This window comes from Butyricicoccus sp. AM78-15b2TA (assembly GCF_027665985.1).
Taxonomy (GTDB): Bacteria; Bacillota; Clostridia; order Oscillospirales; family Butyricicoccaceae; genus Agathobaculum; species Agathobaculum butyriciproducens.
Genome location: NZ_JAQEHY010000007.1, coordinates 65,241 through 92,068, shown reverse-complemented (window position 1 = coordinate 92,068; position 26,828 = coordinate 65,241). Strand labels below are relative to the sequence as shown.

Here is a 26,828-nt window from a genome sequence, read left to right as displayed (position 1 = left end):
GAGGCGGGCGTAAGCCCGCCTCAAAGCGTCCTCTCGCGGACTCTGTCCGCCATTCAATACCGGTTTGCTTGCAAACCGTACCCGCATGACAGGATTTTGTTTCAAAAATCCGAGCCATCGATCTCCGCCGCTTCACGGCGGCATTCAATCGAATCTTACGGCCGTGCCGTAAGATTCATAAAAACCCGCGACATGTGCGTGGGTTTTTATACAAGACGGAGCAAAAGTTTCGACCATCGGGAGGAACTTTTGTCCCGCCGGGATTTGTCCGAGCCGCAGGCTCGGCATATCCCCTTCGATCGAAAGCGTGGTTTCGATCGAGAATCGTTCAGCGCCCCACAAGACCGCACACAGGTAATTCGAATACACACACCCGGCTGCCTTTCCGCATTTCGGGCTCAGAATCGGCAGATCTGCGGCACACGATGGTTTCTGCTTAATGCTGCTCGGTTCCCCGCCTGACATGGTTCACAGTCCTCCGTTGCGCAGTACCGGTCCCTCATCGCCCTGTGAGTGGCTGCCTCGCCGCATGTGTGCTCCTTGTTACCCGCATAGTCCCCGCTGAAGCGGATTGCGGGTTCAAGGCACCGCTAACGCCCCGACTTGTGCGGCCTTGTGCGGCGCTGAACGATTTTCAGTTTTCAGTTTGTGCCGAACAATTCGGCTTTATGCTTCCGGATCCTCCGAGCTGTCACCGCTGTCTCCGCTGTCGCCACCGGAATCGCCGCTGTCTCCCGAATCGTCTCCGCTGTCACCGCCGTCGCCGCTGTCGTCACCGGAATCGCCGCTGTCGCCGCTGTCATACGATCCGCCGTCACCGGAATCCTCATTGCCGGTGCCGGTATCCGAAGAGCTGCTGTCCGAATCGCTGTCATCTTCTTCATCATCGTAGTAATAATTATCTACGCCCATGTTCTCGAAATCATACTTGTTTTCGATATTCTGATGACTGCAGGTCTCGGTCGGAACCTTGCCCTTCCAGAATCGGCCGGTTGCCGCACGTCCCGCAGCGCGGCACGCACCGGATGCCAGCAGACCGGTATCCATACAGTAGGTGACTTCCTCGAAATCCTGCGGATGCGAGTCAAATACCAGACCGGAATCACCCGCATGCACCTTCTGCATAACAGCCAGCCAGATATTCGCCGCATTGCGGCCGTACAGGCCGTCCAGACGGTAGTTATGCTCGTAGCCTACCCATACCGCACCGGAATACTTCGGCGTGATGCCGCAGAACCAGATATCGGTATTGGAGGTGGTCGTACCGGTCTTGCCTCCGGTTTCTACACCGTCAAGCTGAATGCCGTAGGCGGTACCGTGTGCGGTAACGTTCTGCAGACAGTCGAGCATATAATAATCCGTGCGGACATTGGTAAAGCCCTTATCCGTGTTGGGTGTATTCTCCATTACGGTGTTGCCTTCGCTGTCCGTCACCTTGGTGTAGGTGCGGGTACCGCCGCAAACGCCATCATTGATGAAGGTCGAGAAACCGCCCGCCATCTCACGAACGGTAACGCCGTCCGTCAGTGCGCCAAGCGCCAGCGGTGCAAGGTCGATATCCGACTGCACGGTACCGTCCTCGTTGGTGCGGCTGTCTACCAGCTTAAAGCCAAGCTGCTGGGTCAAAAAGTTAAACGATACCTGCGGTGTCAGCGTTTTGAGAAGCTGTGCAGAGACCGTATTGAGCGAACGGGTCATGCCCTCCTTAATGGTCAGCTGACGGCCGGTCGGATATTTGCCGTCGTTCATCGGCCACGGATTGCCCTCTTCATCCTCCATGAGCGCACGATCATAAATCGTGCTGTCCGGCGTGACGATGCCGTTATCCATCGCCGGTCCGTAAGCCGAGAGCGGCTTGAGCGAAGAACCCGGCTGACGGCGTGCGTCAGACGCATAGGAGAAACCGCGGCTGCTGGTCTTTTCACCGCGGCCGCCGGCAATACCAACGATATTGCCCTGCTTGTCCGTGATGACCATGGCGCTCTGCGGAATTTCACCGTACTTTTCGGTGTTCGGGAAATTATCTGCGTTAGCCCAGACCTCATCAAGTGCATTCTGCACCTTGGTGTCGATGGTCGCATAGATGTTCAGGCCGCCGGAGTAAACCATGTTCTCCGCAACCAGACGGGAATATCCCTTTTCGGTCATCAGGTCGTTGATCACGTCCTTGATAACTTCATCGGTGAAGTAGCTGTAGGTGGACTTGATCTCCTGCTGATACTCCTCGTAGGGGCGGTAGTTAAGCTCCTCTGCTACGGCAGCCTCGTACTCCTCCTGCGAGATCATCTTCTGATCGAGCATCTGTGCAAGGATGGTCTCCTGACGCTTCTTTACCTTTTCGGGATGGTTATAAACGTCGTAAATCGACGGGTTGTTGGTAAGACCTGCCAGCACGGCGGATTCTGCCAGATCCAGCTGCGATACATCCTTGTCAAAGTACTGCATCGCCGCAGTCTGCACACCGTAGCTGTTGTAGCCCAGATAGATCGTGTTCAGGTACATGACCAGAATACGGTCCTTGTCGTCAATCTCTTTCTCGAGTGCAAACGCGCGGAAAATCTCGTTTACCTTGCGCTTTACCGAGTAATCGTTATCAGCCGTGATGTTTTTGATCAGCTGCTGCGTTATCGTGGAGCCGCCGTACTGCGTGCCGCCGAGCAGCCAGCCCTTGACCGCACCGATCGTGCGCACCCAGTCTACACCGTGGTGCTTGTAAAAGCGCTCGTCCTCGATTGCAACGACTGCGTTCTTGAGGGTATCCGGAATCTTGTCGCTGTCCACCCATTCACGGTTTTCCTTGCCCTTGATGGTTTCGTACAGCTTGTATTCATCGGAATCCGATTCCTTAGCATAAATGAATGAATTCAGATTCAGACCCAGTCCCTTGCTGATCTCCACCGCAGTTTCCTTCGCGGACGGATTGATATAGATGTGCACATACATCGCAAACGCAATGCCGCAGAAGCAGCCGCACAGCACGCCGATCAATACCAGTGTAATCAGTATGCGGGAGAACAGATGTCCGATTCCCGTTCCTTTTTGATTGCCAGTTGCCAATTTGTTTTCCTCCTTGCCCCACGATATGCACCGCAGGGTCCTGTCGGGTAAGACGAAGAACACGTCCTATTTGTTCCCGCACACGGTCTTGTTTTTTTGAAACACCGTGTATTGTTGGCAATACCGTAAAATTCATCGGTATTACCGTCTTATAAGGCTAAATGAATTGTACAATAGCTGCCTGTGCCGATTTTCTTCCGGCAGCTTACTGCCGAGGTAATAGGCACTCTGATAGCATTATACCACAGGACTTTGCAAATTCCAAACATTTTTTACGCTGCTTTTAGAATAGACCGTATTTTTGTGGGAATACTCAAAGCAAGTCCCACTGAGTGAAGGAGTTTTGACTATGATGCAGGGTTTTTATCTGCTTGCTATGCAGCAGGCGCGGCGGCGCACACAGCTCGCCGCGCTGGCATGTCTTGCAGCAATGATCAGTCTGGTTCTGGCCGGACGTGCGCTTCTGGCTTCGCCGGCCGTTCCGGCGAGCGCATCGATTACCTATACGGTGCAGAGCGCAAACGACCGGCTTGTCATCCGGCAGAGCGACGGCTCGGTCCTGCGCACAGGCATCGACACGCGCACGCTGCCATCCGCCGAGCAGCAAGCGCTTGCGGACGGCATTACACTCGATAATGCAGAGGAGCTGGCGCGGCTGCTGGAAAATTACAGCTCGTAAAACACCGTCTCCTTTTCCATCGCCATACAGTGTATGCCACAGGCGGAAAAAGTTTTCATGCGAGTTTTGCGCGGATAAGGCTTTACTTTTTCCGCTTTTTGTATTATGCTTTAAGTAACGATAAACACCGACAGGTAGGATCGGAAAGGAGAACCAAATATGCTTGACGGAACGAGAAAATTCAGTCTGGTAGACGAGTCCAACAAGGAGATGAAGCGCACGCTTACCACTGTGTATGACGCGCTCAAGGAGAAAGGCTACAACCCGATCAACCAGATCGTCGGCTATCTTCTCTCTGAGGACCCGACTTACATAACCAACCACAACAATGCCCGCAGCCTGATCTGCAAGATCGACCGCGACGAACTCATGCAGGAGCTGGTTCAGTTCTATCTGGATAACTGAGTTTTTGCAGAATAACCGTATACCTTATTTGCGAAAAAAAATAACCGTTACCTTTGGCGAGGACGGTTATTTTTTATTTTGCAAAACATTTCCGTTCTCTGCGGCTTGACTTTTACCGCAGATTTGCTATACTTATAGATAGAAAAGGGCAATCCGGCAGAAGACGGTTGACCTGGGTTCAATTATTTTGTTGAAAAAATAACCGTTACCTTTGGCCGAGGACGGTTATTTTTTTATGGTTTTAACGATTTCAAGCAGAATGATCAATGTAATAATCTGCAGAATCTGATCCACAATACCACCTCCCTTCAGGGAGTATGGTCAACCGTCTTCAACATCTTTTGCCGGATTACCCGTATTTTTATTGTAACCTATAATTTTCACCTTGTAAAGCCAAAGAGGTATATATGAACGGTTTTCTCCCTATTTCCAAACAAGATATGACCGACCGCGGATGGTATTACTGCGATTTTCTGATCGTCACCGGCGATGCGTACGTCGATCATCCGTCGTTCGGCACGGCGATCATTTCACGCGTGCTGGAGGATGCAGGCTACAAGGTCGCTATCCTCAGCCAGCCGGATTTCCACGATGAGCACGATTTTCTCGAGATGGGCCGTCCGCGCTATGCGGTGCTCATCAACGGCGGCAACATCGACTCGATGGTCGCGCACTACACCTCGGCGAAAAAGCGCCGTTCGGACGATGCGTACACGCCGGGCGGTGTGGGCGGCAAGCGGCCGGACCGTGCGGTAACCGTCTATTCCATGCTTGCGCGGCGCGCCTTCCCGGAAACGCCGGTCTATCTCGGCGGCATTGAGGCCAGTCTGCGCCGATTTGCACACTATGATTACTGGGCTGACCGTGTTATGCCGTCCATTCTGGAATCCACCGGCGCGGATGGCGTGATGTTCGGCATGAGCGAGCACTCGGTCGTTGAGCTGGCAAACAACCTCAAGCACGGCAAAAAGGGCGCAGACGCGTGCAAGGGAGTCCGCGGCACGGCCTATATGGTGCATGATACGGACGATCTGGAGTATGATGCGGTCGAATGTCCCTCGTACGAGGATGTCTGCGCCAGCAAGCCGGACTACGCCCGTTCGGTCAAAATCCAGTACGACGAACAGGATGCCGTGCGCGGCAAGGCGATTCTCCAGCGGCACGGCAAGCGCATCCTTGTGCAGAACCCGCCCGCAAAGCCGCTGACCACAGAGGAGATGGACCATGTTTACGCGCTGCCGTACATGCGTAACTATCATCCGTCGTATGAGGCGCTCGGCGGCGTACCCGCCATTCAGGAGGTACAGTTCTCCATCATCCACAACCGCGGCTGCTTCGGCGCGTGCAACTTCTGCGCGCTCGCGTTCCATCAGGGACGCTACATTCAGGTCCGCAGCCACGAGAGCGTGATCGAGGAAGCGAAAAAGATCACGCAGATGCCCGGCTTCAAGGGCTACATCCACGATGTCGGCGGCCCGACCGCGAATTTTCGCTTTCCGGCCTGCAAAAAGCAGGAGAAATACGGCTGCTGCAAGGACAAGCGCTGCCTGTTCCCCACCACCTGTCAGAACATCGAGGCCGACCACACGGATTACCTCGAACTGCTGCGTGAGCTGCGCCATATCGAGGGTGTCAAGAAGGTGTTCGTGCGCTCCGGTCTGCGCTACGACTACATGATGGCCGAGAAGAACGATGCGTTCTTCCGCGAACTGGTCGAGCACCACATCTCCGGTCAGCTGAAGGTCGCGCCGGAGCACATGAGCGACAACGCCCTGTACTACATGGGCAAGCCGTCCTTCAAGGTGTACGAGCAGTTCCGTGAGCGGTATGCCCGCATCAACGAAAAGCTGGGTCGCAAGCAGTATCTTGTGCCCTATCTGATGAGCTCGCATCCGGGTGCAACGCTTGATGACGCCATCATGCTCGCACAGTACCTCAACCGCGTCGGCTACATGCCCGAGCAGGTGCAGGATTTTTATCCCACGCCGGGTACGCTGTCCACCGCGATGTACTACACCGAGCTTGACCCGCGCACCATGAAGCCGGTTTTCGTGGCGAAAACGCCCGAGGACAAGGCCATGCAGCGTGCACTCCTGCAGTGGCGCCGACCAGACAAGCGTCCGATCGTCATTGCCGCGCTCAAAAAGGCGCACCGTGAGGATCTCATCGGCTTCGGCAAGGAATGTCTCATTCGTCCGGGCAGAGGCAACGACCAGCGCATGCCGGGCAGCAAGCAGCACAGCGTCAGCCGCCACGGCGTGTCCAACGGCGGCAGACCTCAGAATAACGACCGCCGTCATTCTGCGCCTAATAACGGCAAGCACAGTACACCGAACGGCAAACGTCCGGCTTCACGTCCGGCACAGGGCAAGCCGAATCAGGGTAAAAAAACCGGTTGGGCAAAACCGAAAAAGAAAAAATAATTTTATACGGAACTTTTTACGCCGTCTTTCGTCTATACTATCAGAGTTACGAAAGGCGGTGTTTTTTATGACAAAACGTACTTTAGCAATGCTTCTTGCACTTCTGGCGCTGCTGCTGACCGGCTGCGGCAATGCCGAGCCGAAAACCACGGAAGCCGAAATCGGCAGCCAGAGCACGGATGACGCAGCTGCCCTGCCGGATACCACCGAGCAGAAACCGGTCGCAGATGCACCCATGATGGTGATGGTGGATAACACGCTGTATCAGTCTACCGGTGAGGTCAGCACGGTCGATGGCCGCTGCGGCAACATGGACGGCGAGATCACCTCGCAGACGGCGAACGGCACGGACGCGCCCACCGAGAACGGCCAGTCCAACTTCGGCACGGGCTACGGCTATCAGCGCATAGACGACCATATCGAGGTGCTGATTGATAACCAGTGGATCGTGTTCGAGCAGGATGCCACCGTACCGCGGATGGTCATGGTGGATGGCAAGCTGTATCAGGAGACCGGAAACCTGCCTTCCGAGCCGTTCTGCGGAACGCCTGACGGTTCGATCACCTCGAAAACGGCAAACCGAAACGATGTTCCGACCGAAAACAACCAGTCCAATTTCAGCGATAACCGGGATTTTGTGTTCATTGACGAGGATACCATTTACGTTTCCGCAACGCCGGACTGGATGGAATTCAAGGTCATCACCGACTCGGATGTATAAAAACTTTTGTCCGAAGCCTTATTTTATTTGACAACAACCCGGTCGTGCTTTATAATAAACAGTGAACAAAGGAGTTCGTCCCGCGAAGGCGGGTCGGACTCCTGTTTTTATTTTTAGGATAAGGAGGGCTATTTGCCCCATGGACGAAATTGATCTGAAGCTCTTGCGGCTGCTGCAGAAGAATGCCCGCACCCCCATCAAGGCCCTTGCAGGTGAGGTTCGCCTTTCCTCCCCTGCGGTTTCCGCGCGTATTGAGCGGCTGGAAAAACAGGGCGTTATTCGTGCGTATACGCTCGATCTGGACCCGCTGCAGCTTGGCCATCACATTCTCGCGTACATTCATCTGGATATGCAGCCCACCCAGAAAGAGGAATTTTATCCGTTCATTGCTGCGTGCTCGAATGTGCTCGAGTGCAACTGCGTGACCGGCAACTACTCCATGCTGATCAAGGTGTCGTTCGCCTCGACGCAGGAGCTGGACGGCTTTATCGGACGTCTGCAAAAATTCGGCAAGACCGAAACACAGATCGTGTTTTCCTCGCCGGTGCCGCCGAGAGCCATTGTGGTATAAGAAAAAGCCTGCGTGTGCAGGCTTATTTCTTTTATCCACAGGGTGGGGGTAGGTTTGAGTATTACATTAGGTATCGCCAATAAACGGCACACGTTCCGTAGGGGCGCACTAATGTGTGCGCCCTAATCTAACCGATCGCCAACCACGGAAAAGGGCGGACACACTGGTCCGCCCCTACGATAGCCTGTACAGGTTGATTAAACCCACAAATCAAAATTTACTGCAGCTTTTCCGCCGCGAGATCTGCCAGTTTCGCATACTCTGCGAGGCTCAGTCGCTCACCGCGAACGCGGGCATCCAGACCGGCTGCTTCTACGAGTGCGGTGATCTCCTCCTTGTTCATCGACGAGCCGAGCACCGGACCGAGCGCGTTCACGAGCGTCTTACGGCGCATATTGAACGCTGCGCGCACAAGGGCGAAAAACAGCTTCTCGTCCTTAGTCTCAACCGCCGGCTTGTCGAGCGGCACGAGCTTGAGCACCGCCGAATCCACCTTGGGCTTGGGCACAAAGCAGTCCGCCGGAACATCAAATAAAATTTCCGCCTTGGCGTGGTACTGCACATAAATCGAGAACGCCGAGTACGCTGCCGTGCCCGGCTCTGCACAGATGCGCTGCGCGACCTCCTTCTGCACCATGACCGTCACCTGCTCGAACGCGCCGCTCTCGAGCAGCGCCGTAATCGCCGGTGTGGTGATGTAATACGGCAGATTGGCGCACGCGATCGCCTTTCCGTCACCGAATTTCGCCTTGCAGAGCGCGGCAAGGTCGGTTTCGAGCACATCGCCGTGCACGACCTCGAAGTTATCGTAATCCGCGAGCGTCTCTGCCAGAACCGGCATGAGGGCACGATCCAGCTCGACCGCTACGACCTTATCCGCACGCCGGCACAGCTCCGCCGACAGGCAGCCCATGCCCGGGCCGACCTCAACCGCGTTTCCGCACTCGGCAGCACCGCTCATCTCCGCGATGCGGCGCGGCACGCTTTCGTCCGTCAGAAAGTTCTGTCCGAGCGATTTGGAAAAATGGAAGCCATGACGGCCCAGAACCGCTCGAATTGTCTCAATATCACATAAATTCATTTATTTTCTCCCTGTGGCTCAAAAGAGCCGGCGGCATATGCCGCCGGCTCTTTTATGTATTTTGCACGCAGTGCATTTTTAATCGGATTTTATTTATAAAATCCATAAAAACCGGGAGCATGTATCACGGTTTTTATACAAGTGAGGAAATCAGTGTGCTGCATAGCGACGCGCTGATTTTCTCTTTGGATATGTCCGAACATTGTTCGGCATATTCTACTCGTTGAAAAGCGTGCTTTTCAACGAATTACTCCTCGCCCTCGATCAGACCGTAACCGCCTGCCGCACGCTTGTAAACAACGGCGTGGATATTGTCGTTGTCGGCGTTGCGGAAGAAGTAGAACTGGTGGTCAAGCAGGTTCATCTGCAGGATAGCCTCGTCCACGCTCATCGGCTTTACGTCGAAGCGCTTGCGGCGTACTACATCGAAATCCTCCTCGGTCAGTGCAGCCTTCTGCTCTGCCATCTTGTCGAATGCACCCTCACGCAGGCGCTTCTCCAGACGGGTCTTATGCTTGCGGATCTGGCGCTCGATACTGCTGATGGCACCGTCTACGGAAGCATACATATCAGTCGTCGTTTCCTCGGCGCGGACAACCAGACCAACCTGACGCACCGTGATCTCGACCGTCTGCTTGCCGCGCAGCTCGCTGAATGTAAGCGTGGTATCCGAATCCTGCTGGAAGTAGCGATCCAGCTTTTCTACCTTACGCAGTGCGTACTGACGCAGCTCGTCCTCGATCTTGATTTTTCTTTCGACGATAGTGAACTTCATAAAATCATCTCCTAACAGGCGTAAACCGCCTTTGATGGCTTTATCCGCGGCCGCCGTGGTGTGACGGAAACGGTATTGGGTTTTTGCTATCTTCAGTATAGCACAACCTATGCAACTTGTCCAACAATTTTTCAGAAGTTCACAATTTGTTCAGCATATTTCCCAAGATGTTTTACAATCTCTTGTCAAGGTTGCTTACAGCTCGCCCTCTGCGTGACGAGTAACATGGCAGGAAATATTAACCACGCACGGCAGACCGGCGATATGTGTGCCGAACGGCTCAATGGCGCAGGCAAGAGCGGTAACCGTGCCGCCGAGTCCCTGCGGGCCGACACCGGATGCGTTGACCTTATCGAGAATCTGCTGCTCCATCTCGGCGTACAGCGGATCGGCGTTGTGCTGATCGACCGGACGCAGCAGCGCACGCTTGGCGAGATATGCCGCCTTATCGCTCGTGCCGCCCAGACCAACACCGATAATGATCGGCGGGCACGGGTTGGAGCCGGCATGGATGCACGCATCCGCGATGAAATCCACGATCTGCGCCTTGGTAGCGGCAGGCGTGAACATCTTCATCTGGGTCATATTCTCCGAGCCGAAGCCCTTCGGTGCCACCGTGATCTTCACCTTGTCACCCGGAACGACCGAGGTGTACAGGATACACGGCGTGTTGTCGCCCGTGTTTTCGCGGCGCAGCGGATCACCGACCACCGACAGGCGCAGATAGCCGTCGATATAGCCGCGGCGAACACCCTCGGTGACTGCATCCTCGAACGAGCCGCCGGTCAGATGCACGTCCTGACCGATCTCCGCGAACACGATCGCCATGCCCGTATCCTGACAGATCGGCACATTATTCTCGCGTGCAAGGTCGCAGTTGGCGATCATTTCACCGAAGATGGTCTTGCCGAGCGGAGACTCCTCCGCGTTCTGACCATCCACGAACGCCTGCCGCAGATCTGCGGGCAGATAGTAGTTGGCATCAATGCACAGCTGACGCACCAGCTTGGTTACTTCCGAAACCTCAATCGTCCTCATTTTGTCCTCCTATATTCCGGTGCGCCGTTTACAAAAACAGCCTGCACCTGGGTTGCAATATCCAACGGGTCCCCGCTCCACAGCACACAGTCTGCATCCAGACCGGTTTTCAGGCTGCCGATTCTGTCCTGCATGCCCGCAATTTTCGCGGGTACCGAAGTGACAGCGCGCAGCGCATCCGTTTTATCCATACCAGCGCGCACCGCCAGCATAAGCGCCATCGGCAGCAGCCGCAGCGGAATTTCCGGATGATCGACCGTAATAGCAGTTTCGATTCCGGCCTTGCACAGCAGTCCGGGCGCGGCATCCGACAGGTTGCGGATCTCCGGCTTGGAACGGTCGGTCATGTACGGGCCGCTGACCACCGGAACGTGCTCCTCGGCCAGCAGGTCGGCCACAAGGTGCGCCTCCGTGCCGTGAATGATAACCGCCCGCAGACCGAACTCCTTCGCAATGCGCAGTGCGGTAAAGATATCGTCCGCACGGTGCGCGTGGAAGTGCGCCTCGGCCTTGCCCCAGAGAAGCGGCTGCAGCGCTTCCATCTTGATGTCGAAATCCGGCTCGTCCTGCTCCGGATCGTCCTCCGCACGCGCCTTGCGCAAGAAATACTCCTTCGCCTTGTACAGCTCCTCGCGGATGATGCCTGCGGTTGCCATGCGCGTGACGGGCGTTTCGTCCTTATCGTGGTAGACCGACTTCGGGTTCTCGCCCAGCGCGAACTTGATCGCCAGCGGCGCCTTGAGAATCATATCGTCCACACGGCGGCCTGCCGTCTTGAGCAGCGCAATCTGTCCGCCGATGGGGTTTGCGCTGCCCGGACTGACTGCGGCAGCCGTCACACCGGCCTCAAGTGCCTCGCGGAAGCTGCGGTCGAACGGGTTGACGCCGTCCAGTGCACGCAGGTGCGGCGTCGCCGGATCGGTGTCCTCGTTGCCGTCCGCGCCCTCAAAGCCGAGACCGTCCTCGTACAGACCGATGTGCGAGTGAATGTCGATGAGGCCGGGTGTCAGCACGCCGCCCTCGCCGTCAATGACACTTTCGCAGTCCGGCGTTTTCCCCTCGCCCATCGAGGCAATTCTGCCGTTTTCGAGCAGAATCCAGCCAAAAAAGCGAGAATCACGCTCATCCATCGTCCAAATGTTGATATTTTTGATCAGTGTTTGATTCATTCAGAACCTCTTTCAAAAAAAGTTATTGACATATATGGCAATTTATGGTATATTTATCATGGCGGTTGGGAAAGCCGCCATGCACCGTTCATATCTTTATCCCCACAATCCTACTTTTGGCGCTCTTTCGCAAGGAAGAGCGCGTTTTTTTTGCGCAAAAGCAGGAGCTGCGCTTCTTTTTCAGCACAAACTATGCTGGGCACACGAGTTGCGCAGCAATACGCCCTGTCCGGGCAGCACTTTTTCCTGCACCGATTGTCTGGTGCACACGAACCGCGCAGGCGGTTCGCCCCTAACGGACGGTAGGTTTTTCGCTGAACCTCAGCTGGAGTGCGCCGCCTACGGCGGCGGGAACGTGCCGCGCCCCGCGGCGGGGGATTTGCGCTGACGCCGCGCGGGCGCACAAGAGGGTAGACACCTGCGGTTTCCACCCTCTTGTGAATCACCCCTTTCCCTTGGAGGGTCTGACGCAGATTACCGACATGTGACCGCTGCGAAAAGGGGAACGGCAGAGGATTTTCCTACCGCATGTGAGCACAGTGTGCTCCCCCTGTCGAGACATATTCGCAGGGTCGGCTACCGTACTGCTACACATATGGTTTCATCTCCGCAGGGCGCGGCATAGCAGTGCCGCGCAAGTCGCGAGCGCATTATGATAGACAGAGCCACGGAGATAAATTGTACCAAACGCCTAATTCGCAGGTGCCATGCGGTATAATGCATTAAAGAGTTGCGCGACACTGTTATGTCGCGCCTGCTTAGATGAACCCACCTGTGTAGCAGTACGCTGTCTGTGAACTGCGAAAAGGCGGAGAAAGTCACGCTGCAGCAACCCGACTGCCGTTCCCTATTTTCGAAGCGGTCACATATAGGAAATCTGCGCCGGATTAGGAAGCAAGGGAAAGGTAGGAGTTCAAAGAGGAAGGTCACTCATTTAATCCGCGCACAGCGCGGGAACAATGTTTAGCAGCCTACGGGCAAACCGCAGGTTGTCCTTCCTTTTTGCCCACCGCCGTGGGTACGGCGTCGCCCCCGCTGAGGTTCAGCGAAAACCTTCCCGCCCGGAAAGGGCGAACCCGCCTGCGGCAGTTCGCGCACCCCGCCGGGTCGGTGCAGAAAAGGAGCCGCCCCGTCAGAGCGAACACGCTAACGCAGTTCGTGTACCCCGGACAGCCGGTGCCGAAAAGCCCTGCCGACGCTTCATGCACCGGCATATAAAAGCAAAACCGAGGTTTCCCTCGGTTTTCTTCTTTATCTGCGGCGGCGCGAACCGTTCTTGCGATCGGTTGCGTGGCGCACATCGGCCTGACGGCTTTCGCTGTCCGACATAAACGCCTTCAGCTTATCCTCAAAGCTCATCGTGGACGGGTCCTTCGGTGCCTGCTGCACACGTCCGCGCGGTGCGGACGAACGCTGGAAACGCGGCTGACGCGGCGCAAAGCCGCCCTCACGGCGCTCCTGTCTCGGCTGACGCGGCTCCTGCGGCTGCGCCTTCTTGATCGAAAGATTGATACGGCCTGCCTGATCAATATTGATGATCTTTACCTTGACCTGCTGGCCCTCCTGCAGGAAATCCTTGATGTCGTTTACGAAAGTCGAAGCGACCTCCGAAATGTGCACCATACCCGACTTGCCTTCGGGCAGCGCAACGAATGCACCAAACTTGGTGATGCCGGTTACCTTGCCCTCTACGATTGCTCCCACTGCCAAATCCATATAAGCTGTTTTGCCTCCGTTATTATTTCCCTTTACCGGCTGGACGTATCTACAAAAATACGCTCGCCTGGTTCCGCATAGCCCAGTTCTGTCCGCGCCATCTCTCCGATATCCTCCTCGGAAATGCCGCTTTGCATTTCCTGCCGGAGCGTCTCGTTCGCCTTCTGATATTCCTCCACCCGCAACGTCAGAGACGCGAGTTCATCCCGCTTGCTCTTGATCTGCGTGCGCAGGTTTACCACATTGACGACCGCGTAAAGCAGAAACACCACTACCGCTGCCCTGATAAGGATCATCCGCGTGCGCCTTGTCATCTGCTCACCTCATATCGTTTGCTTGCGCGTCAGACTGATACAGGTTTTATTTTATACCTTTTTTGCGAAAAAGAAAAGAGTCTTTTTCAAATTTTTTCGTCAAAAACCGAATTTTTACCGGACTGCACCGCTGTTTTACCACCGTTTGACAGTGCATCCGCAGGCCGTATACGGCGCGTCTCAGCTTTGCAAGCACCTGCAGAAGCCTCATAAGCACTTCCAGCACGGTTTCGCTCAGCGCCGCAAAGTACAATCCCATGCCGCCTGCCGCCGTTAAGAGTACAAAGCCGCGCGGCTGACCGGCGGCCGCGATCAGCCCGAACTCGAATAAGGCCGCCAGCACGATCGCCCAGAACAGCGTATCGAGCAGCGCCGCCCCTGCCCATCCGCACCGGAAATGCAGACGCAGTGCCCGCAGCATGTCATACACCGCCCCGATCCCGACACCGAGCAGCAGGCTTTGCAGCACGAGCGTGACCTGCTGGCTGTTCGTAAACACCGGCATGGCCGCTCACCCGCCGAATATCCGCCGGAACAGGCTGTCGCGCGGCTGCACGCTGTCGTCGTACTCGAGCAGACCGATCTCACCCTGAATGATCAGCTCTCCGGCCTCGAGCTGCAGCCGCTCTACATGCAGTCCCTGACCGCGCACGACCAGCATGCCCCGCACGGTTTCGAGCAGCACCTGTTCCTCATCAAAGCTGTGCACGTCGGTCACACCGGAAATCGTCAGCTTCTCTCTCCCCTCCAGAATGACACTGTGCGGCATTTCACGGCTTCGTTCCTCCTGTGCCATATAACTCCCCTCCTGACTGCAAAAAAGTATCCCGCTCTGCAATATATGCGAGAGCGGGATACTTTATCACCTGTTCAGAGCGGCAGCTCCTTATACAGCGCGGACGCATCTGCTTTGAGCGTATGCTCCGCGATATTCAGCACTTCCACCTTCATCGTGCGCTGACCGAATGCGATCTCGATCACGTCGCCGATCTTCACCTGATACGAAGCCTTGGCCGGCTTGCCGTTGACCGTGATGCGCGCTGCATCGCATGCATCATTCGCCACCGTGCGGCGCTTGATCAGGCGGGATACCTTCAAATACTTGTCTAATCTCACTTGTTTCCGTCTACCTTATCCTTCAAAACTTTGCCCGGCTTGAACACCGGCATGGTCGCCGCTGCAATATTGATCTCCTCGCCGGTACGCGGATTGTGTCCCGTGCGTGCTGCGCGCTCCTTGGTCTCAAACGTGCCGAAGCCGCTGATCTGCAGCTTGTCACCGGCTGCCATGATATCCGCAATGGCGGTAAACACGGTGTCGATCGTCTTTTCGGTGTCCTTCTTGGAAAAGCCGGTCTTTTCTGCGACCAGCGTCACCAGTTCGCTTTTCTTCATGGTTTTGCTCCTTATGCGTGTTCCTCGTGCTTTGCGCTGTCCCACAGTGCGTCCAGCTCGGAAAGGGACAGGTCAGCCAGCTTTTTGCCTGCGGCAGTCGCCTGACGCTCCATCTCAGCAAAACGGCTGACAAACTTGTTGCAGGTCTTTTCGGCGGCAGCCTCCGGATCGATCTTCAGGTGACGTGCCACGTTGACGGACGCGAACAGCAGGTCGCCAATCTCCTCCTCCGGATCGCCGTCGCCGTCGATGGCACGGCGGACCTCGTCAAGCTCCTCCTGCACCTTGTCAAGTGCATCCTTCACGTTATCCCAGTCAAAGCCGACCTTTGCCGCCTTCTTCTGCAGCTTTTCTGCACGGATCAGGCTCGGCAGGCTCTTTGCTACGCTTTCGAGCGCCTGCGTATCGGTCTCCTGATGCTTCTCCTTGCGCTTGAGGTCATCCCAGTTCCTGAGGACCTCCTCGGACGAGGCGACCTCGACATTGCCGAAGATATGCGGATGACGGAAGATCAGCTTTTTGCAGATGCCGTCCGCCACATCGTCGATGTCGAATGTGCCCTTTTCCTTCTCCATCTGGGTGTGGAATACCACCTGCAGCAGAACATCGCCAAGTTCTTCCTTCATGTGCTCGGTGTCCTCGTCATCGATGGCTTCACAGACCTCGTAGGTCTCCTCGATGAAGTTGCGGCGGATAGAATGATGATCCTGCTCACGGTCCCACATGCAGCCGTCCGGCGCGCGCAGGATTTCCATAATGCGGAGCAGATCATCGAACTTGTAACAATCCTTTATTTCAAAATCAACCATTTTTACACTTCCTGATTACTTTAGATGTAAAATATCTGCGATTTTCTCGCCCTTGGGCAGCAGCAGAACATCATCCCGCTCGACTGCACCGAGCGCGAGCAGCAGAACGGCATACACGGCAACCGCCACACCGATGCACGCGAGCGTGATCAGCTTGTCAGGCATGGTGCCGGGAGCTGCGCTCAACGCACCGTTCAGCACGCGCTGCACAATGAAAATCGCCGCACCCATGCCGATGGTGGCCGCCAGCGGACGGCAGACCGTTTTTCCGATCGGCGGCAGCGAACCCGTCAGACGCCTGATGTGGAACAGGTTGATGACCGCGATCAGCCAGTAGCAGAGCGCTGTACTGATGGGCGCACCCATGATATTCAGCGCCGGATTGCCAATGAGAAAATAGTCACCGAGCATTTTGACAACCGCGCCCGCAAACATCGAGACAAGCGGCAGGTCAATGCGGCCGAACGCCTGCAGCGTCGAGTTGGTGACAGCCACAAGTGCCGCCGCCGGTACGGCAAAGCCGAGCAGACCCATGAGCACACCGCCAAGCTCCGTTCCCTGCGAGTACAGCATGCGCAGGATCGGTCCGGCGAGCATGATGAAGCCCGCGCCGGCCGGCAGGGTGATGATAACCGTCATGCGCAGCGTGGTACCCAGTGTTTTGGAAACCTTGGCATGGTTGCCCGCTGCGCGTGCGCTTGCGATGGTCGGCAGCACGCTGACCGCCAGTGCGGTGATGAGCGTCTGCGGCAGGTTGAAGAAGTTGATGGCCTGACCGGTGTAAATGCCGTAGGTAGACATTGCTTCTCTTGCCGTCATGCCGACCGCCGGACTTTGCAGACGCGTGGAAATCAGCGCCACGTCGATCAGGTCGGTCAGACTCATAACCGCTGAGCTGATCGTGATCGGAATGGACAGACTGAGCAGCGTTTTTGCCAGTTGGCCCGCCGGACGCGCGCTGTCGTCCAGCGCGTGCACCGCCGAGCTGCTGCGATGCATGATCGCACCTTGAATGAGCATGTAAACAGCGGCAGCCACCTCGCCGATGGTAACGCCGAGGACGGTCATTGCCGCGACTGCCTGATCGGAAAAGTTATGCTGAACCGCGTAATACGCCAGTCCAAGACCGATAAACAGCTTGCCGAGTGACTCGATCACCTGCGAAACCGCCGTCGGCACCATGTTCGAGCGGCCCTGATAATAGCCGCGGAACACCGCCAGAACAGCAACCATCAGCACGCTCGGTGCGATGGCCATAACCGCCAGCCGGGAATCCGCGCTCTTGATCCAGGATGCAAACGTGCCCGCGCCGAGGAACAGCACGACCGAGCAGACCGCGCCGAGCGGAATGAAAATGCTTCCCGCCACACGGACGGTACGCCGCACCTCATGTTCTCTGCCGCGGGCTGTGGCCTCTGCGACCATTTTCGCCAGCGCCGCCGGAACACCGACGGTCGAGATCATCAGCATCGCCGTGTACACGCGGTACGCCGCGCTGAACATGCCGAACGCCGGCGAATCCTTGCCGCCGATCATGTTGAGCAGCGGTATCTGGAAGAATGCGCCAATCACCTTGACCAGCAGACTGGCCAGCATCAAAATGAACGCACCCTGAATGAAATTCTGTTTTTTACGCTGCAAACGCCATACGCCCCTTCCTTTGATCAGAATGGGCATAGCTGCCCTTGCCCGATATTACAATATGATGCATCAAACCGTATTATGTTACAGCTCTGCACCGCAGGACGAGCAATATGCGTCATCCCTGCCGCACGGTTTGCCGCAGTGCGGGCACGCCGTTACCGAGCGCATTTCCGCCAGCTTGTCGCGCAGCGCGGCCAGCTTTTCCTGCTTGGCATCGACCTGCGCCATCTTTTCGTCCATTTCCTCGTTGGTGACCTCTGCACCGCGGTGCAGATCGTACACCAGCTTGCCGATTTCCTTGTACAGTGCTTCGCACTCGGTATTCAGATCGAAAATCTGCAGGTTGATGCGGGTCGCCAGTGCAAGGTCGTTCGCCTTTTTACCGGCTACGCCTGCCGCATGACGGGAGACCTTGCCGGTCTTATCCGCCATGTCCTTTACCTTATCGAGAAACGCCTGCATTTTCATATCCATAGCTTGTCGCTCCTTCCGACGGAATGTCTCCGTTTCCGGTCTCATGGTAATATTGCGTAATGGAACAAGGGCGATTTGCGGGAAAATTTCCGCAAAACGCCGCAGTTTCAATTATGTGGTATTGCCATTATACTTCATACCCTGCCAAAAAGCAAGAATCCGGACATTTTTCAGCCGATAAACTCATGCAGAACCGAATCCTCCGGCATATACGGCTTGTAGTCGATCGGCCAAACCTTATCCAGAATCGCGCTGAGCGGTGCAAGGTCGGCCTGCTCGAGCATTTTCTCCTCGCCCTGCAGCTTTTCGCTCAGGTACTGCATAAGGATGTTGGTCTCGTACGGCAGATAGGTGTCCACCGTAAGATCAGCCTGCCCGCGGTACGGCGAAATATACAGTCTCTCGCCTCTCCGCACCGAGTTCCACTGCTTTAAGGTGTACTCCACCGGCGAGCTGCGGAACAGGCTGTCACGCATGGCGCGACGCAGAAAGCGCAGCATGTGCGGCTCAACGCGGACGTTGCGGTCCGTAAACAGCACACTCGCCACTGAGAGATAGACGCTTGTCGCATGCTTCTCCAGATCGCCCATGATGACCGGATTGAACGCGTGAATGCCCTCGATCATCACAATTTCGTCCTTATGCAGCTGCACCGGACGGTCGTTGCGATGCGAGGTACGCGTTTCAAAGTCGAAGCGCGGCACCATGATTTCCTCGCCTGCCACCAGACGCGTCAGGTGGTCGCGGAGCAGATCCAGATCCATGCACTCCGGACTTTCGAGGTCATTGACGCCGTTTTCCTCGTCAAACGGAATGTCGTAGGTGCCCGAGGTACGGTAATAGTCGTCCATCGAGATCATGTGCGCGTGAATGCCCGCCAGCTCGAGAATACGGCCCAGACGGTCGTTCGTGGTGGTCTTGCCCGATGAGGACGGGCCGTTGAGCAGCACGACCGGCTTGCGCTTGCAGTTCACGGCGATCTGGTCAGCCACCAGATGCAGCTGACGATGATAGTGCTCCTCGCAGTCGTTCACGAAGGCTTCCGCGTCGCATTCGGCACGGTGATTGATGTATTTCAGTGTGTATTCTGCCATAGACAGTCCCTTCTTATGGAATTACTCACTCATTTCCCTATCCTGATTATTTCTTGGGGAACAGCAGCTTTTTCTTGCCGTTGGCCAGTCTGTCCGCCGCCTGAATGTACTCAAGCGGATATTTCGGATTGTTCGCGCGCTCGATCCAGCCGGTCTCGCGCACGACACGCTTGGAAACGCCGCCGGCACCGAGCGACAGAATGGTCTGCAGCTCCTCCATCATGCTCACGTTGTAGAAGCATTCGGTGCCCGGCTTGCACCAGCCGACGTTCTCAAAGCCGCCTGCCATAAATTTCTGCCGGTAGAGATAATACGGGCCGTAGCCTGCGTTCTGCAGCGCATGTGCGGCACCGTCCAGCATTTGAGAAACGGTCTCGCGCTGTGCGGCGGCAGCCGCCTTATCGGTCAGATCAGCGCCGCGCTTGATGGCGAGCGTGTGCACCGTGATATTCTCCGGCGAAAGATTCAGCAAAGTATCCACAGTCTGTGCAAAAGTCTCGGCAGTGTCTCCGGTCAGACCCGCAATGAGGTCCATGTTGATCTCGTCAAAGCCCGCCTGCCGCGCCTCGTCAAACGCGCGGAGCACGTCTGCCGAGCCGTGTTTTCTGCCGATTGCGGCCAGAACGGCGTCATTCATGCTCTGCGGGTTGATGCTCACGCGGCCAACGCCCGCGCTTTTGAGCACGCGCAGCTTTTCCGGCGTGATGGTATCCGGACGGCCCGCTTCTACAGTATATTCGCGCAAATGTGAAAAATCAAAGTGATTTTCGAGCGCCGACAGCAGCCGTGCCAGCTGATGTTCGTCCAGCGTGGTCGGTGTGCCGCCGCCGATGTAGACGCTCTGCACCTGCTTGCCCGCTGCGCGGACAAGCGCGGCTGTCTCCTCGATCTCGCGGCAGAGCGTGTCCAGATACGGCTCGATGAGTTTACCGGACTGCGCCGTGGTTGCCGATACGAACGAGCAGTAATAGCACCTCGACGGACAAAACGGAATGCCGACGTACAGCGAAATATCGTTTTCACCGATGGTCTTGTCCATCTCCATCGCGGTTGCGGCCGCGCGGATGGTCAGCGCCGTGCGCTCCGGCGAAACATGAAAGTGCTCGCGCAGCTCGACCGCCGCCTCGCCGCGCGTCATGCCGCGCTCGATCATGCCGCGCGCCAGCTTGGCCGGACGCACGCCGGTCAGGCTGCCCCAGACCGGAGCCTGCGGCAGAAACGGCACGACTGCGTCGTACACGGTCGTTTTCACCAGTTCGGTGATGGTGCGCTTGTAGTCCAGCGTTGCCAGTCCGGCGACGGACGCGTGCTTTTCCGCCTCGTGCGTTACACCGTCCATGCAGACGATCGCACGCGCGGCGGCTTCGCCGTTCTCCTCAGTCAAAATGCTGCGGCAGTACGGCTCGGTAAGCTGCTCGACCGAATCTGCCCTGCTCAGCGTTTCAGTCGGCAGCAGATGAAACAGCATTTCCTCTACCGCGTGTTTCAGTTCGTGATTTTCCAGTGTATAGATCATTTTCCCATCGCCTGCAGCATATACGGATTGTATGCGCGTTCCTCGTTCAGCGTAGAAATGCCCTCGTGACCGGGGAATACCTTGTAATCGCCGTCAAGGTCATGCAGACGCTTCAAAGAGCGCAGCATGGCAGAGAAATCGCCGCCCTCAAGGTCGCAGCGGCCGCACTCGTGACGGAACAGCGTATCGCCGGTGAACAGGCAGTCGCCGATCCTGATGACGGACGAGCCGGGTGTGTGACCGGGCGTTGCCATATAGGTTGCGGTCATGCCGCCGAACGTCACCTCGGTGCCCTCGTTCGCCAGAATATCCGGCGTATCCTGCACATAATTGCGTGCCAGTCCGCGGAACTGACCCATGTTGTCGCGGCTCAGCAGCCAGGTGTCCTTTTCCGGCACAACATACTGTGCGCCGGTGGCTTCGAGTACCTCGTGCGCCGCCAGAATGTGGTCAAAATGTGCGTGCGTCAGCAGCACATACCTGACATTCAGCTGTTCCTCGTTTACCGCGTGCAAAATCGACTTGGCGTTGTCGCCCGGATCGATCACCGCGGCTTCGCGGGTTGCTTCGTCATATACAATGTAACAATTTGTGCGGACCATGCCCACACAGAGTTGCATCAATTTCATAGGTATTTGTTATCCTTTCCCATGTTATAAGATTGGAGAGTGAAGAGTGGAGAGTGGAGATGTGCGTTTCTCTTCACTCTCAACTCTGCACTCTTCACTCTAAATGCGGCATTATCGCCGCATGTCCTTGGTGTCCATCCACAGCGTTACCGGGCCGTCATTCAATAGATCGACCTTCATATCCGCGCCGAACTCGCCGGTCTCGACCGGCAGGCCGCTCTCGCGGCAGCGCGCAATGAATGCTTCATACAGCGGGATGGCGGTCTCCGGACGGGCAGCGTTCGTGAAACTCGGGCGGTTGCCCTTGCGGCAGTCACCGTAGAGCGTGAACTGCGACACGATGAGCAGGCCGCCGCCGACATCCGCGAGCGAGCGGTTCATTTTGTCGTTTTCGTCCGTGAATACACGCATTTTAACCGTTTTATCGGCCAGATAAACCGCATCGTCCACGGTATCACCGTCTGTGATGCCGAGCAGGACAAGGAAGCCCTGTCCGATCTGTCCGTGAAGTCTGCCGTCGATCGTGACCGAGGCGTGAGAGACGCGCTGAACCAGTGCCCGCATTGTTTTTCCTCTTTTCGTAGTAAGTTTTGAATTTAATCTGTTGATTTTTTTGATTTGGAATGGGTGCCAAACCTTGGCTGGGGTTCCAAAAGGGTAGACACCAATGGTTTCTACCCTCTTGGGACTCCCGTTTCCTTTTGGGGATACCCTGAGTGCAGATGGTAGACTTCGCAAGCAGGAAAGGAACGGCAGAGGATTTTTCTTCCGCATGGTATCCGCTTATTCGCATTTCGGATACCGTACTGCTACATCCAATTGGGGTCTACGCTGGGCGCGGCATAGCAGTGCCGCGCAACTCCTTTGATGATACCAGTTAGATACATCGTGGGGCTCGATGACCCATCGAGCCTTTGTAAACCTTCTGCACCAGCCAATGCCTCCCCTTTTAGGGGAGCCTGAAACGCGCAGGCACAAGCGCTTTCCGCGTCTCATTTTCCATTCTCCATTCTCAATCATCAATTATCAATTCGTATCCACCGTTCTGGTCACATCGACAACGCCCTTGATGGAACGCAGGCGGCTGATCATATTATCCAGCTGATGGACGCTCGTGACGTCAACCATGGCGTTGATAACGCCGTAGCCGTCATTGAGGTCGCGTGCGGAAATCTCATGCACATTGATCTTACTCGATGCAAACGCCAGCGTAACGTCACTCAGCACGCCGATACGGTTGCGCGTGGAAATCTGCAGGCCGGTGGAGAACTTATTGACGTGACCGGCATTGGCCGCCATATCCTCATCCCACCAGGCACGAACCCAGCGGTCGGGCTCTTCCTCGATATGGACATTCACGCAGTCGCGGCGATGGATGGAAACACCGTAGCCGCGGGTGACAAAGCCGACGATCTCATCGCCCGGAATCGGCGTACAGCAGCGGGCAAACTTGACCAGACAGTTATCAATGCCTTCGACAACAACGCCGTCGCTGGATTTATTCTGGCGGCGCTGCTGCTGCTCATTCTGCGGATGTGCGGCACGCTCTGCCTGCTCGCGCTGACGGCGCAGCTTGCCGACATCGTCCTTGACCTTATTGATGACCTTGGTCAGCATAATGCCGCCGTAGCCGATGGCCGCGTACAGCTCATCGACCGTGTTGAACGAGAACTTGTTGAGCGTGTTCTTCTGCACCTCTTCGTTCTCATAGAAGCCGTTATACAGCAGGTTGGCACGCAGCTCGCGGTCGAGATCCTCCTTGCCGTTGACGATATTTTCCTCGCGGCATTCCTTCTTGAACCACTGCTTGATCTTGTTGCGCGCCTCGGTGGTCTTGACGATCTTCACCCAGTCACGGCTCGGACCGTGCGCCTCCTTGGAGGTCAGGATCTCGACAATATCGCCGTTTTTCAGCTGGCTGTCGATCGGTGCGATACGGCCGTTCAGCTTGCAGCCGGTCATGCGGTTGCCGACTGCCGAGTGAATCGCATACGCAAGGTCGATCGGCGTTGCGCCTGCCGGCATGTTGACCACATCGCCCTTGGGCGTAAAGACGAATACCTCGTCCGCGAACAGGTCAACCTTGATGTTTTTGATAAAGTCCTCGGCCTCGGTGTCCTGCTGGGCTTCAAGCAGCTGGCGAATCCACGCAAACGCTTCCTCGTTGCCCTTCTTGTCCAGACCCTGCTTGTACTTCCAGTGCGCCGCAACACCGTATTCCGCCATTTTATGCATCTCTACGGTACGAATCTGCACCTCAAACGGGATGCCCGCTCGGCCGATGACCGTCGTATGCAGCGACTGATAGCCGTTCGGCTTCGGCGTGGAGATATAGTCCTTGAAGCGGCCCGGAATCGGCTTGTACAGGTCGTGGACGTAGCCGAGCACATTGTAGCAGTCCGCCACGGTATCGACAATGACGCGCACGGCGCAGATATCATAGATCTCGTTGATGGTCTTGTGCTGGGCATACATTTTGCGGTAGATGGAGTAAATATGCTTGACGCGGGCCGAAATTGCGTTGTGGATGTTCGCTTCCTTCAGCTTGGTGCTGATGCGGTCCTGAATGCCCTGCAGGAATTCCTCGTGCTGCTCGCTCTGAGCCTTTAAGCCTTCCACAATCTCGTTGTAGCCGATGGGGTCGAGAACCTTCAGAGACAGATCCTCCAGCTCCCACTTGATGCGGCTCATGCCGAGACGGTGCGCGATCGGCGCGTAAATCTCCATGGTTTCCAGTGCCTTGTCGCGCTGCTTGCGCTCGGGCAGGAACTGGAAGGTGCGGGCATTGTGCAGTCGGTCGGCCAGCTTGATAAGGATAACGCGGATATCCTTCGCCATGGCGAGGAACATCTTGCGCAGGTCCTCGAACTGCTCCTGCTCCTTGGAGTAGCGCAGCATGCCCAGTCGGGTTACGCCGTCCACCAGCTCCGCGACCGGCGTGCCGAATTTGTTTTCGATCTCCTTGTAGCCGAACTCGGTGTCCTCAATGCAGTCATGCAGCAGCGCTGCACAGATGGAATCCGTATCCAGACCCATCTCCACAACGATCTCAGCGACAGCGACCGGATGAATGATATACGGCTCACCGTTGCGGCGCTTCTGTCCCTCATGTGCCTTGGCCGCACATTCGTATGCCGCGCGAATCTTCTTGATATTCGCCTGCGGGTTTTGTTTTTGTACGCGTTCGATCAAAAAATCCAGTTTCGTTTGCATAGATCCTTCCCCCATTCGTGTCACCCCGCCATACTTTGCAATGTGGCAAGGACAACCGATCCGGAAATATCGGCCTTGCCCTCGTAGGGTTTGAGCAAAATATTGAGCATGCCTTCCTTGAAATGATAGCTGATGAGTCCGGACTCCTGAAAAACGTCCAGACAGACGAACAGCTTGCCGATGTTAATGTCGCGTCGGCTTTCCCACGCAACCCGGCGGGAAAGTGCCCCGTCCGGTACGGAAAGCCGTCCGTCCTCCGCGCGGCAGGTCACATGCCGCCAGACAGCAACCAGATCCTTGCGGTCGGGCAGGAGCAGACGCGCTTCCCTTGCGGTGAGCGGGCCGTCCTGCATGAGTGTATTATACAGATTGAGAATCTTCTGATCCGCCAGATGCTCGCAGTCACTCAGCTGCACATCGCAGATGGTCAGCTGTACCGAACGGCGGCCTCGAAATTCGTTGATCTCCAGATGAAAGGCGGCATTCACGGTGTTGCCCTCGACAAAGCCGAGACCGCCCGCACCGATGCCGAACCAGATTGCGGAAAACCGCTTGCCGTCCTTGATGAGCGACAGACGAACGTGCCGGTCGCTGGACAGCGGCGTAATCTCCTCAACGGTCATGTTCTTCATGCAGAACACAGGCTCCGCGTTTTTCATGCCATACGGCTCGAGTACGCCCAGAGATTCGATGTTCTCCTGCGTCAGCCACTCCGGCTGCACCATGCAGTCGATATGCAGCTGCGGAACAAGCTCCGCCATGGTGACATGCGTTTCCGCGTACTTGCGCAGGCGCGTGCGGAGTTCTTCGATCCTGTCCGCCTGCACGGTCAGTCCTGCGGCAAGCGCATGACCGCCGTAGCGCTCGAACAGGTCCTCACACGAGGTGAGCGCCTCAAACAGATTGAAGCTGCCGATCGAGCGGCCGGAGCCCTTGCCTACGCCGTCCTCGTCCACCGAGATGAGCACGACCGGACAGCCGTAGCGGTCGCACAGGCGCGAGCACACAATGCCGATAACGCCCTGATGCCAGCCCTCTCCGGCCAGTACGATAATTTTATCCTCAAGCGGGTTGTATTCGCGGCGCAGGCGTGTGAGCGTCTGCTCGAGTATCTTGTTCTCCTCGCTCTGGCGCAGCTTGTTCTGCTCGCAAAGCTCGGCGGCAAGCGCCTGTGCGCGTATCGGATCTTTCGTCAGGAACAGCTCTGCTGCCAGTTCGGCCTTGCCCATGCGGCCCGCCGCGTTGATGCGCGGCGCAAGCACATAGCTGATGGTCGAGGAGGTCAGCCGCCTGTTCTTCATCCCCGCCTCGCGCAGCAGCATTTCCAGACCGATATTCGCCGTCACGGACAGCTTTTTCAGTCCTTCCGCCACAATAATGCGGTTTTCACCGACAATCGGCATGACATCGGCTACCGTGCCGAGCGCTACGAGGTCGGCGTACCGATCGAGCACGGAAAGCGTGTCGCCCTCAAGTGCGCAGATCAGCTTGAATGCCACACCGACACCCGCAAGACTGGAAAACGGATAGGTATCGTCCGTCCGCTTGCAGTCCACGACCGCCTGCGCGTCCGGCAGATTTTCGTGGCACTCGTGGTGGTCGGTAATGACGACCTGCATGCCGAGCTCGCGTGCGACGGCAATCTCCTCGTTGGCTGTAATGCCCGAGTCCACCGTGATGAGCAGGCGCGTGCCCTGCTCATACAGCTGCTCCATCGCCGGACGAGTCAGACCGTAGCCGTCCGTCAGACGATTGGGAATGTAATATTCACATTTTGCGCCCTTGCTGCGCAGATAATCCACCAGTGTGCACGTTGCCGTGATGCCGTCCACGTCGTAATCACCGTAGACCACCATTTTCTCTCCGCGATCTATTACATCGCGGATGACCTCGACTGCCTTATCCATATCGGTCAAACCGAACGGATCATGCAGTCCTCGCGCATCGCAGCTCAGGTAATCCGCCGCAGCCTGCGGTGTGTCGATGCCGCGCGCCGACAGCACCGCCGCCGTCAGCGGTGTATAGCCGGTCTCCCGCGACAGCACCCGCACCCGCTCGGTATCCGGCGAGGCGATCACCCATCGCTTTGCTCTCATATTGAACGAT

The 26,828-nt window shown here is 56.5% G+C and carries 25 protein-coding genes and 1 other RNA gene; 5 read left to right on the top strand and 21 right to left on the bottom strand.

Translation table 11 applies throughout. From position 1 onward, the window contains the following. Positions 1–344: 344 nt before the first annotated feature. Together ffs and PGS25_RS08690 are read right to left on the bottom strand one after the other, a co-directional pair. Positions 345–611, bottom strand: an RNA gene (ffs, locus tag PGS25_RS08695) — signal recognition particle sRNA large type. Positions 612–666: 55 nt separating this feature from the next. Continuing rightward, complete coding sequence (locus PGS25_RS08690) at positions 667–3,057, bottom strand: transglycosylase domain-containing protein (RefSeq protein ID WP_270418313.1); 2,391 nt, start codon at positions 3,055–3,057, stop codon at positions 667–669. 349 nt (positions 3,058–3,406) lie between these two features. Between PGS25_RS08690 and PGS25_RS08685 the strand changes: the two genes are divergently transcribed. The 5 genes from PGS25_RS08685 (at position 3,407) to PGS25_RS08665 (ending at position 7,856) form a co-directional block, all read left to right on the top strand. Continuing rightward, the gene (locus PGS25_RS08685) at positions 3,407–3,736 is read left to right on the top strand and encodes a BofC C-terminal domain-containing protein (RefSeq protein WP_118478272.1); all 330 of its coding nucleotides are present in this window, start codon (positions 3,407–3,409) and stop codon (positions 3,734–3,736) included. A 159-nt stretch (positions 3,737–3,895) separates the two neighbouring features. Then, positions 3,896–4,141: an IreB family regulatory phosphoprotein gene (locus tag PGS25_RS08680; protein ID WP_110435230.1), complete on the top strand. Its 246-nt coding sequence runs from the start codon at positions 3,896–3,898 to the stop codon at positions 4,139–4,141. Between the two features lie 407 nt (positions 4,142–4,548). After that, positions 4,549–6,564 carry a YgiQ family radical SAM protein gene (locus tag PGS25_RS08675; protein ID WP_270418312.1) on the top strand — a complete coding sequence of 672 codons (2,016 nt, stop codon included), beginning with the start codon at positions 4,549–4,551 and terminating at the stop codon, positions 6,562–6,564. Positions 6,565–6,631: 67 nt separating this feature from the next. Next, on the top strand, positions 6,632–7,285 hold the full coding sequence (locus PGS25_RS08670; RefSeq protein ID WP_118646066.1) for a hypothetical protein: 654 nt from the start codon (positions 6,632–6,634) through the stop codon (positions 7,283–7,285). A 139-nt stretch (positions 7,286–7,424) separates the two neighbouring features. Further along, the gene (locus PGS25_RS08665) at positions 7,425–7,856 is read left to right on the top strand and encodes an Lrp/AsnC family transcriptional regulator (RefSeq protein WP_116704675.1); all 432 of its coding nucleotides are present in this window, start codon (positions 7,425–7,427) and stop codon (positions 7,854–7,856) included. Positions 7,857–8,073: 217 nt separating this feature from the next. Here PGS25_RS08665 and rsmA read toward each other — a convergent pair whose 3' ends face one another. The 19 genes from rsmA to recJ all read right to left on the bottom strand — a co-directional run bounded on the left by rsmA (position 8,074) and on the right by recJ (position 26,818). Further along, positions 8,074–8,937 carry a 16S rRNA (adenine(1518)-N(6)/adenine(1519)-N(6))-dimethyltransferase RsmA gene (gene rsmA / locus PGS25_RS08660; RefSeq protein WP_270418311.1) on the bottom strand — a complete coding sequence of 288 codons (864 nt, stop codon included), beginning with the start codon at positions 8,935–8,937 and terminating at the stop codon, positions 8,074–8,076. A gap of 247 nt (positions 8,938–9,184) precedes the next feature. After that, the gene (gene hpf / locus PGS25_RS08655; protein ID WP_118359735.1) at positions 9,185–9,712 is read right to left on the bottom strand and encodes a ribosome hibernation-promoting factor, HPF/YfiA family; all 528 of its coding nucleotides are present in this window, start codon (positions 9,710–9,712) and stop codon (positions 9,185–9,187) included. Between the two features lie 195 nt (positions 9,713–9,907). Further along, entirely contained in the window at positions 9,908–10,750 is an 843-nt protein-coding gene (locus tag PGS25_RS08650) for a fumarate hydratase (protein WP_270418310.1), read from the bottom strand. Beyond that, on the bottom strand, positions 10,747–11,919 hold the full coding sequence (locus PGS25_RS08645; RefSeq protein ID WP_270418309.1) for an amidohydrolase: 1,173 nt from the start codon (positions 11,917–11,919) through the stop codon (positions 10,747–10,749). The genes PGS25_RS08650 and PGS25_RS08645 overlap by 4 nt, the downstream gene beginning before the upstream one ends. Before the next feature lie 1,251 nt (positions 11,920–13,170). Beyond that, on the bottom strand, positions 13,171–13,635 hold the full coding sequence (locus PGS25_RS08640) for a S1 RNA-binding domain-containing protein (protein WP_110435239.1): 465 nt from the start codon (positions 13,633–13,635) through the stop codon (positions 13,171–13,173). Between the two features lie 32 nt (positions 13,636–13,667). Next, positions 13,668–13,949 carry an FtsB family cell division protein gene (locus PGS25_RS08635; protein ID WP_110435240.1) on the bottom strand — a complete coding sequence of 94 codons (282 nt, stop codon included), beginning with the start codon at positions 13,947–13,949 and terminating at the stop codon, positions 13,668–13,670. 46 nt (positions 13,950–13,995) lie between these two features. Next, the gene (gene yabQ, locus PGS25_RS08630; protein ID WP_119195000.1) at positions 13,996–14,454 is read right to left on the bottom strand and encodes a spore cortex biosynthesis protein YabQ; all 459 of its coding nucleotides are present in this window, start codon (positions 14,452–14,454) and stop codon (positions 13,996–13,998) included. A 6-nt stretch (positions 14,455–14,460) separates the two neighbouring features. Further along, entirely contained in the window at positions 14,461–14,745 is a 285-nt protein-coding gene (gene yabP, locus PGS25_RS08625; protein WP_110435242.1) for a sporulation protein YabP, read from the bottom strand. A 74-nt stretch (positions 14,746–14,819) separates the two neighbouring features. Next, complete coding sequence (locus tag PGS25_RS08620) at positions 14,820–15,065, bottom strand: RNA-binding S4 domain-containing protein (RefSeq protein ID WP_118285471.1); 246 nt, start codon at positions 15,063–15,065, stop codon at positions 14,820–14,822. Further along, positions 15,062–15,343: an HU family DNA-binding protein gene (locus PGS25_RS08615; RefSeq protein WP_110435244.1), complete on the bottom strand. Its 282-nt coding sequence runs from the start codon at positions 15,341–15,343 to the stop codon at positions 15,062–15,064. The genes PGS25_RS08620 and PGS25_RS08615 overlap by 4 nt, the downstream gene beginning before the upstream one ends. Before the next feature lie 11 nt (positions 15,344–15,354). Beyond that, the gene (mazG, locus tag PGS25_RS08610; protein WP_110435245.1) at positions 15,355–16,152 is read right to left on the bottom strand and encodes a nucleoside triphosphate pyrophosphohydrolase; all 798 of its coding nucleotides are present in this window, start codon (positions 16,150–16,152) and stop codon (positions 15,355–15,357) included. A gap of 15 nt (positions 16,153–16,167) precedes the next feature. Then, entirely contained in the window at positions 16,168–17,793 is a 1,626-nt protein-coding gene (locus tag PGS25_RS08605; protein WP_270418308.1) for a putative polysaccharide biosynthesis protein, read from the bottom strand. Between the two features lie 84 nt (positions 17,794–17,877). Next, the gene (locus PGS25_RS08600; protein ID WP_118478256.1) at positions 17,878–18,270 is read right to left on the bottom strand and encodes a hypothetical protein; all 393 of its coding nucleotides are present in this window, start codon (positions 18,268–18,270) and stop codon (positions 17,878–17,880) included. Positions 18,271–18,440: 170 nt separating this feature from the next. Beyond that, the gene (locus PGS25_RS08595) at positions 18,441–19,364 is read right to left on the bottom strand and encodes a uridine kinase family protein (RefSeq protein WP_270418307.1); all 924 of its coding nucleotides are present in this window, start codon (positions 19,362–19,364) and stop codon (positions 18,441–18,443) included. 46 nt (positions 19,365–19,410) lie between these two features. Continuing rightward, positions 19,411–20,880 carry a coproporphyrinogen dehydrogenase HemZ gene (hemZ, locus tag PGS25_RS08590; RefSeq protein ID WP_270418306.1) on the bottom strand — a complete coding sequence of 490 codons (1,470 nt, stop codon included), beginning with the start codon at positions 20,878–20,880 and terminating at the stop codon, positions 19,411–19,413. Then, on the bottom strand, positions 20,877–21,509 hold the full coding sequence (locus PGS25_RS08585) for an MBL fold metallo-hydrolase (protein ID WP_110435250.1): 633 nt from the start codon (positions 21,507–21,509) through the stop codon (positions 20,877–20,879). Before PGS25_RS08585 ends, hemZ begins: the two co-directional genes overlap by 4 nt. Before the next feature lie 111 nt (positions 21,510–21,620). Next, positions 21,621–22,073 (bottom strand): D-aminoacyl-tRNA deacylase, encoded by a 453-nt coding sequence (gene dtd / locus PGS25_RS08580; RefSeq protein WP_117751376.1) that lies wholly within the window; start codon positions 22,071–22,073, stop codon positions 21,621–21,623. Positions 22,074–22,535: 462 nt separating this feature from the next. Beyond that, entirely contained in the window at positions 22,536–24,722 is a 2,187-nt protein-coding gene (locus tag PGS25_RS08575; protein ID WP_110435252.1) for a RelA/SpoT family protein, read from the bottom strand. A gap of 20 nt (positions 24,723–24,742) precedes the next feature. Then, complete coding sequence (recJ, locus tag PGS25_RS08570) at positions 24,743–26,818, bottom strand: single-stranded-DNA-specific exonuclease RecJ (protein WP_270418304.1); 2,076 nt, start codon at positions 26,816–26,818, stop codon at positions 24,743–24,745. Between the last annotated feature and the right edge of the window lie 10 nt (positions 26,819–26,828).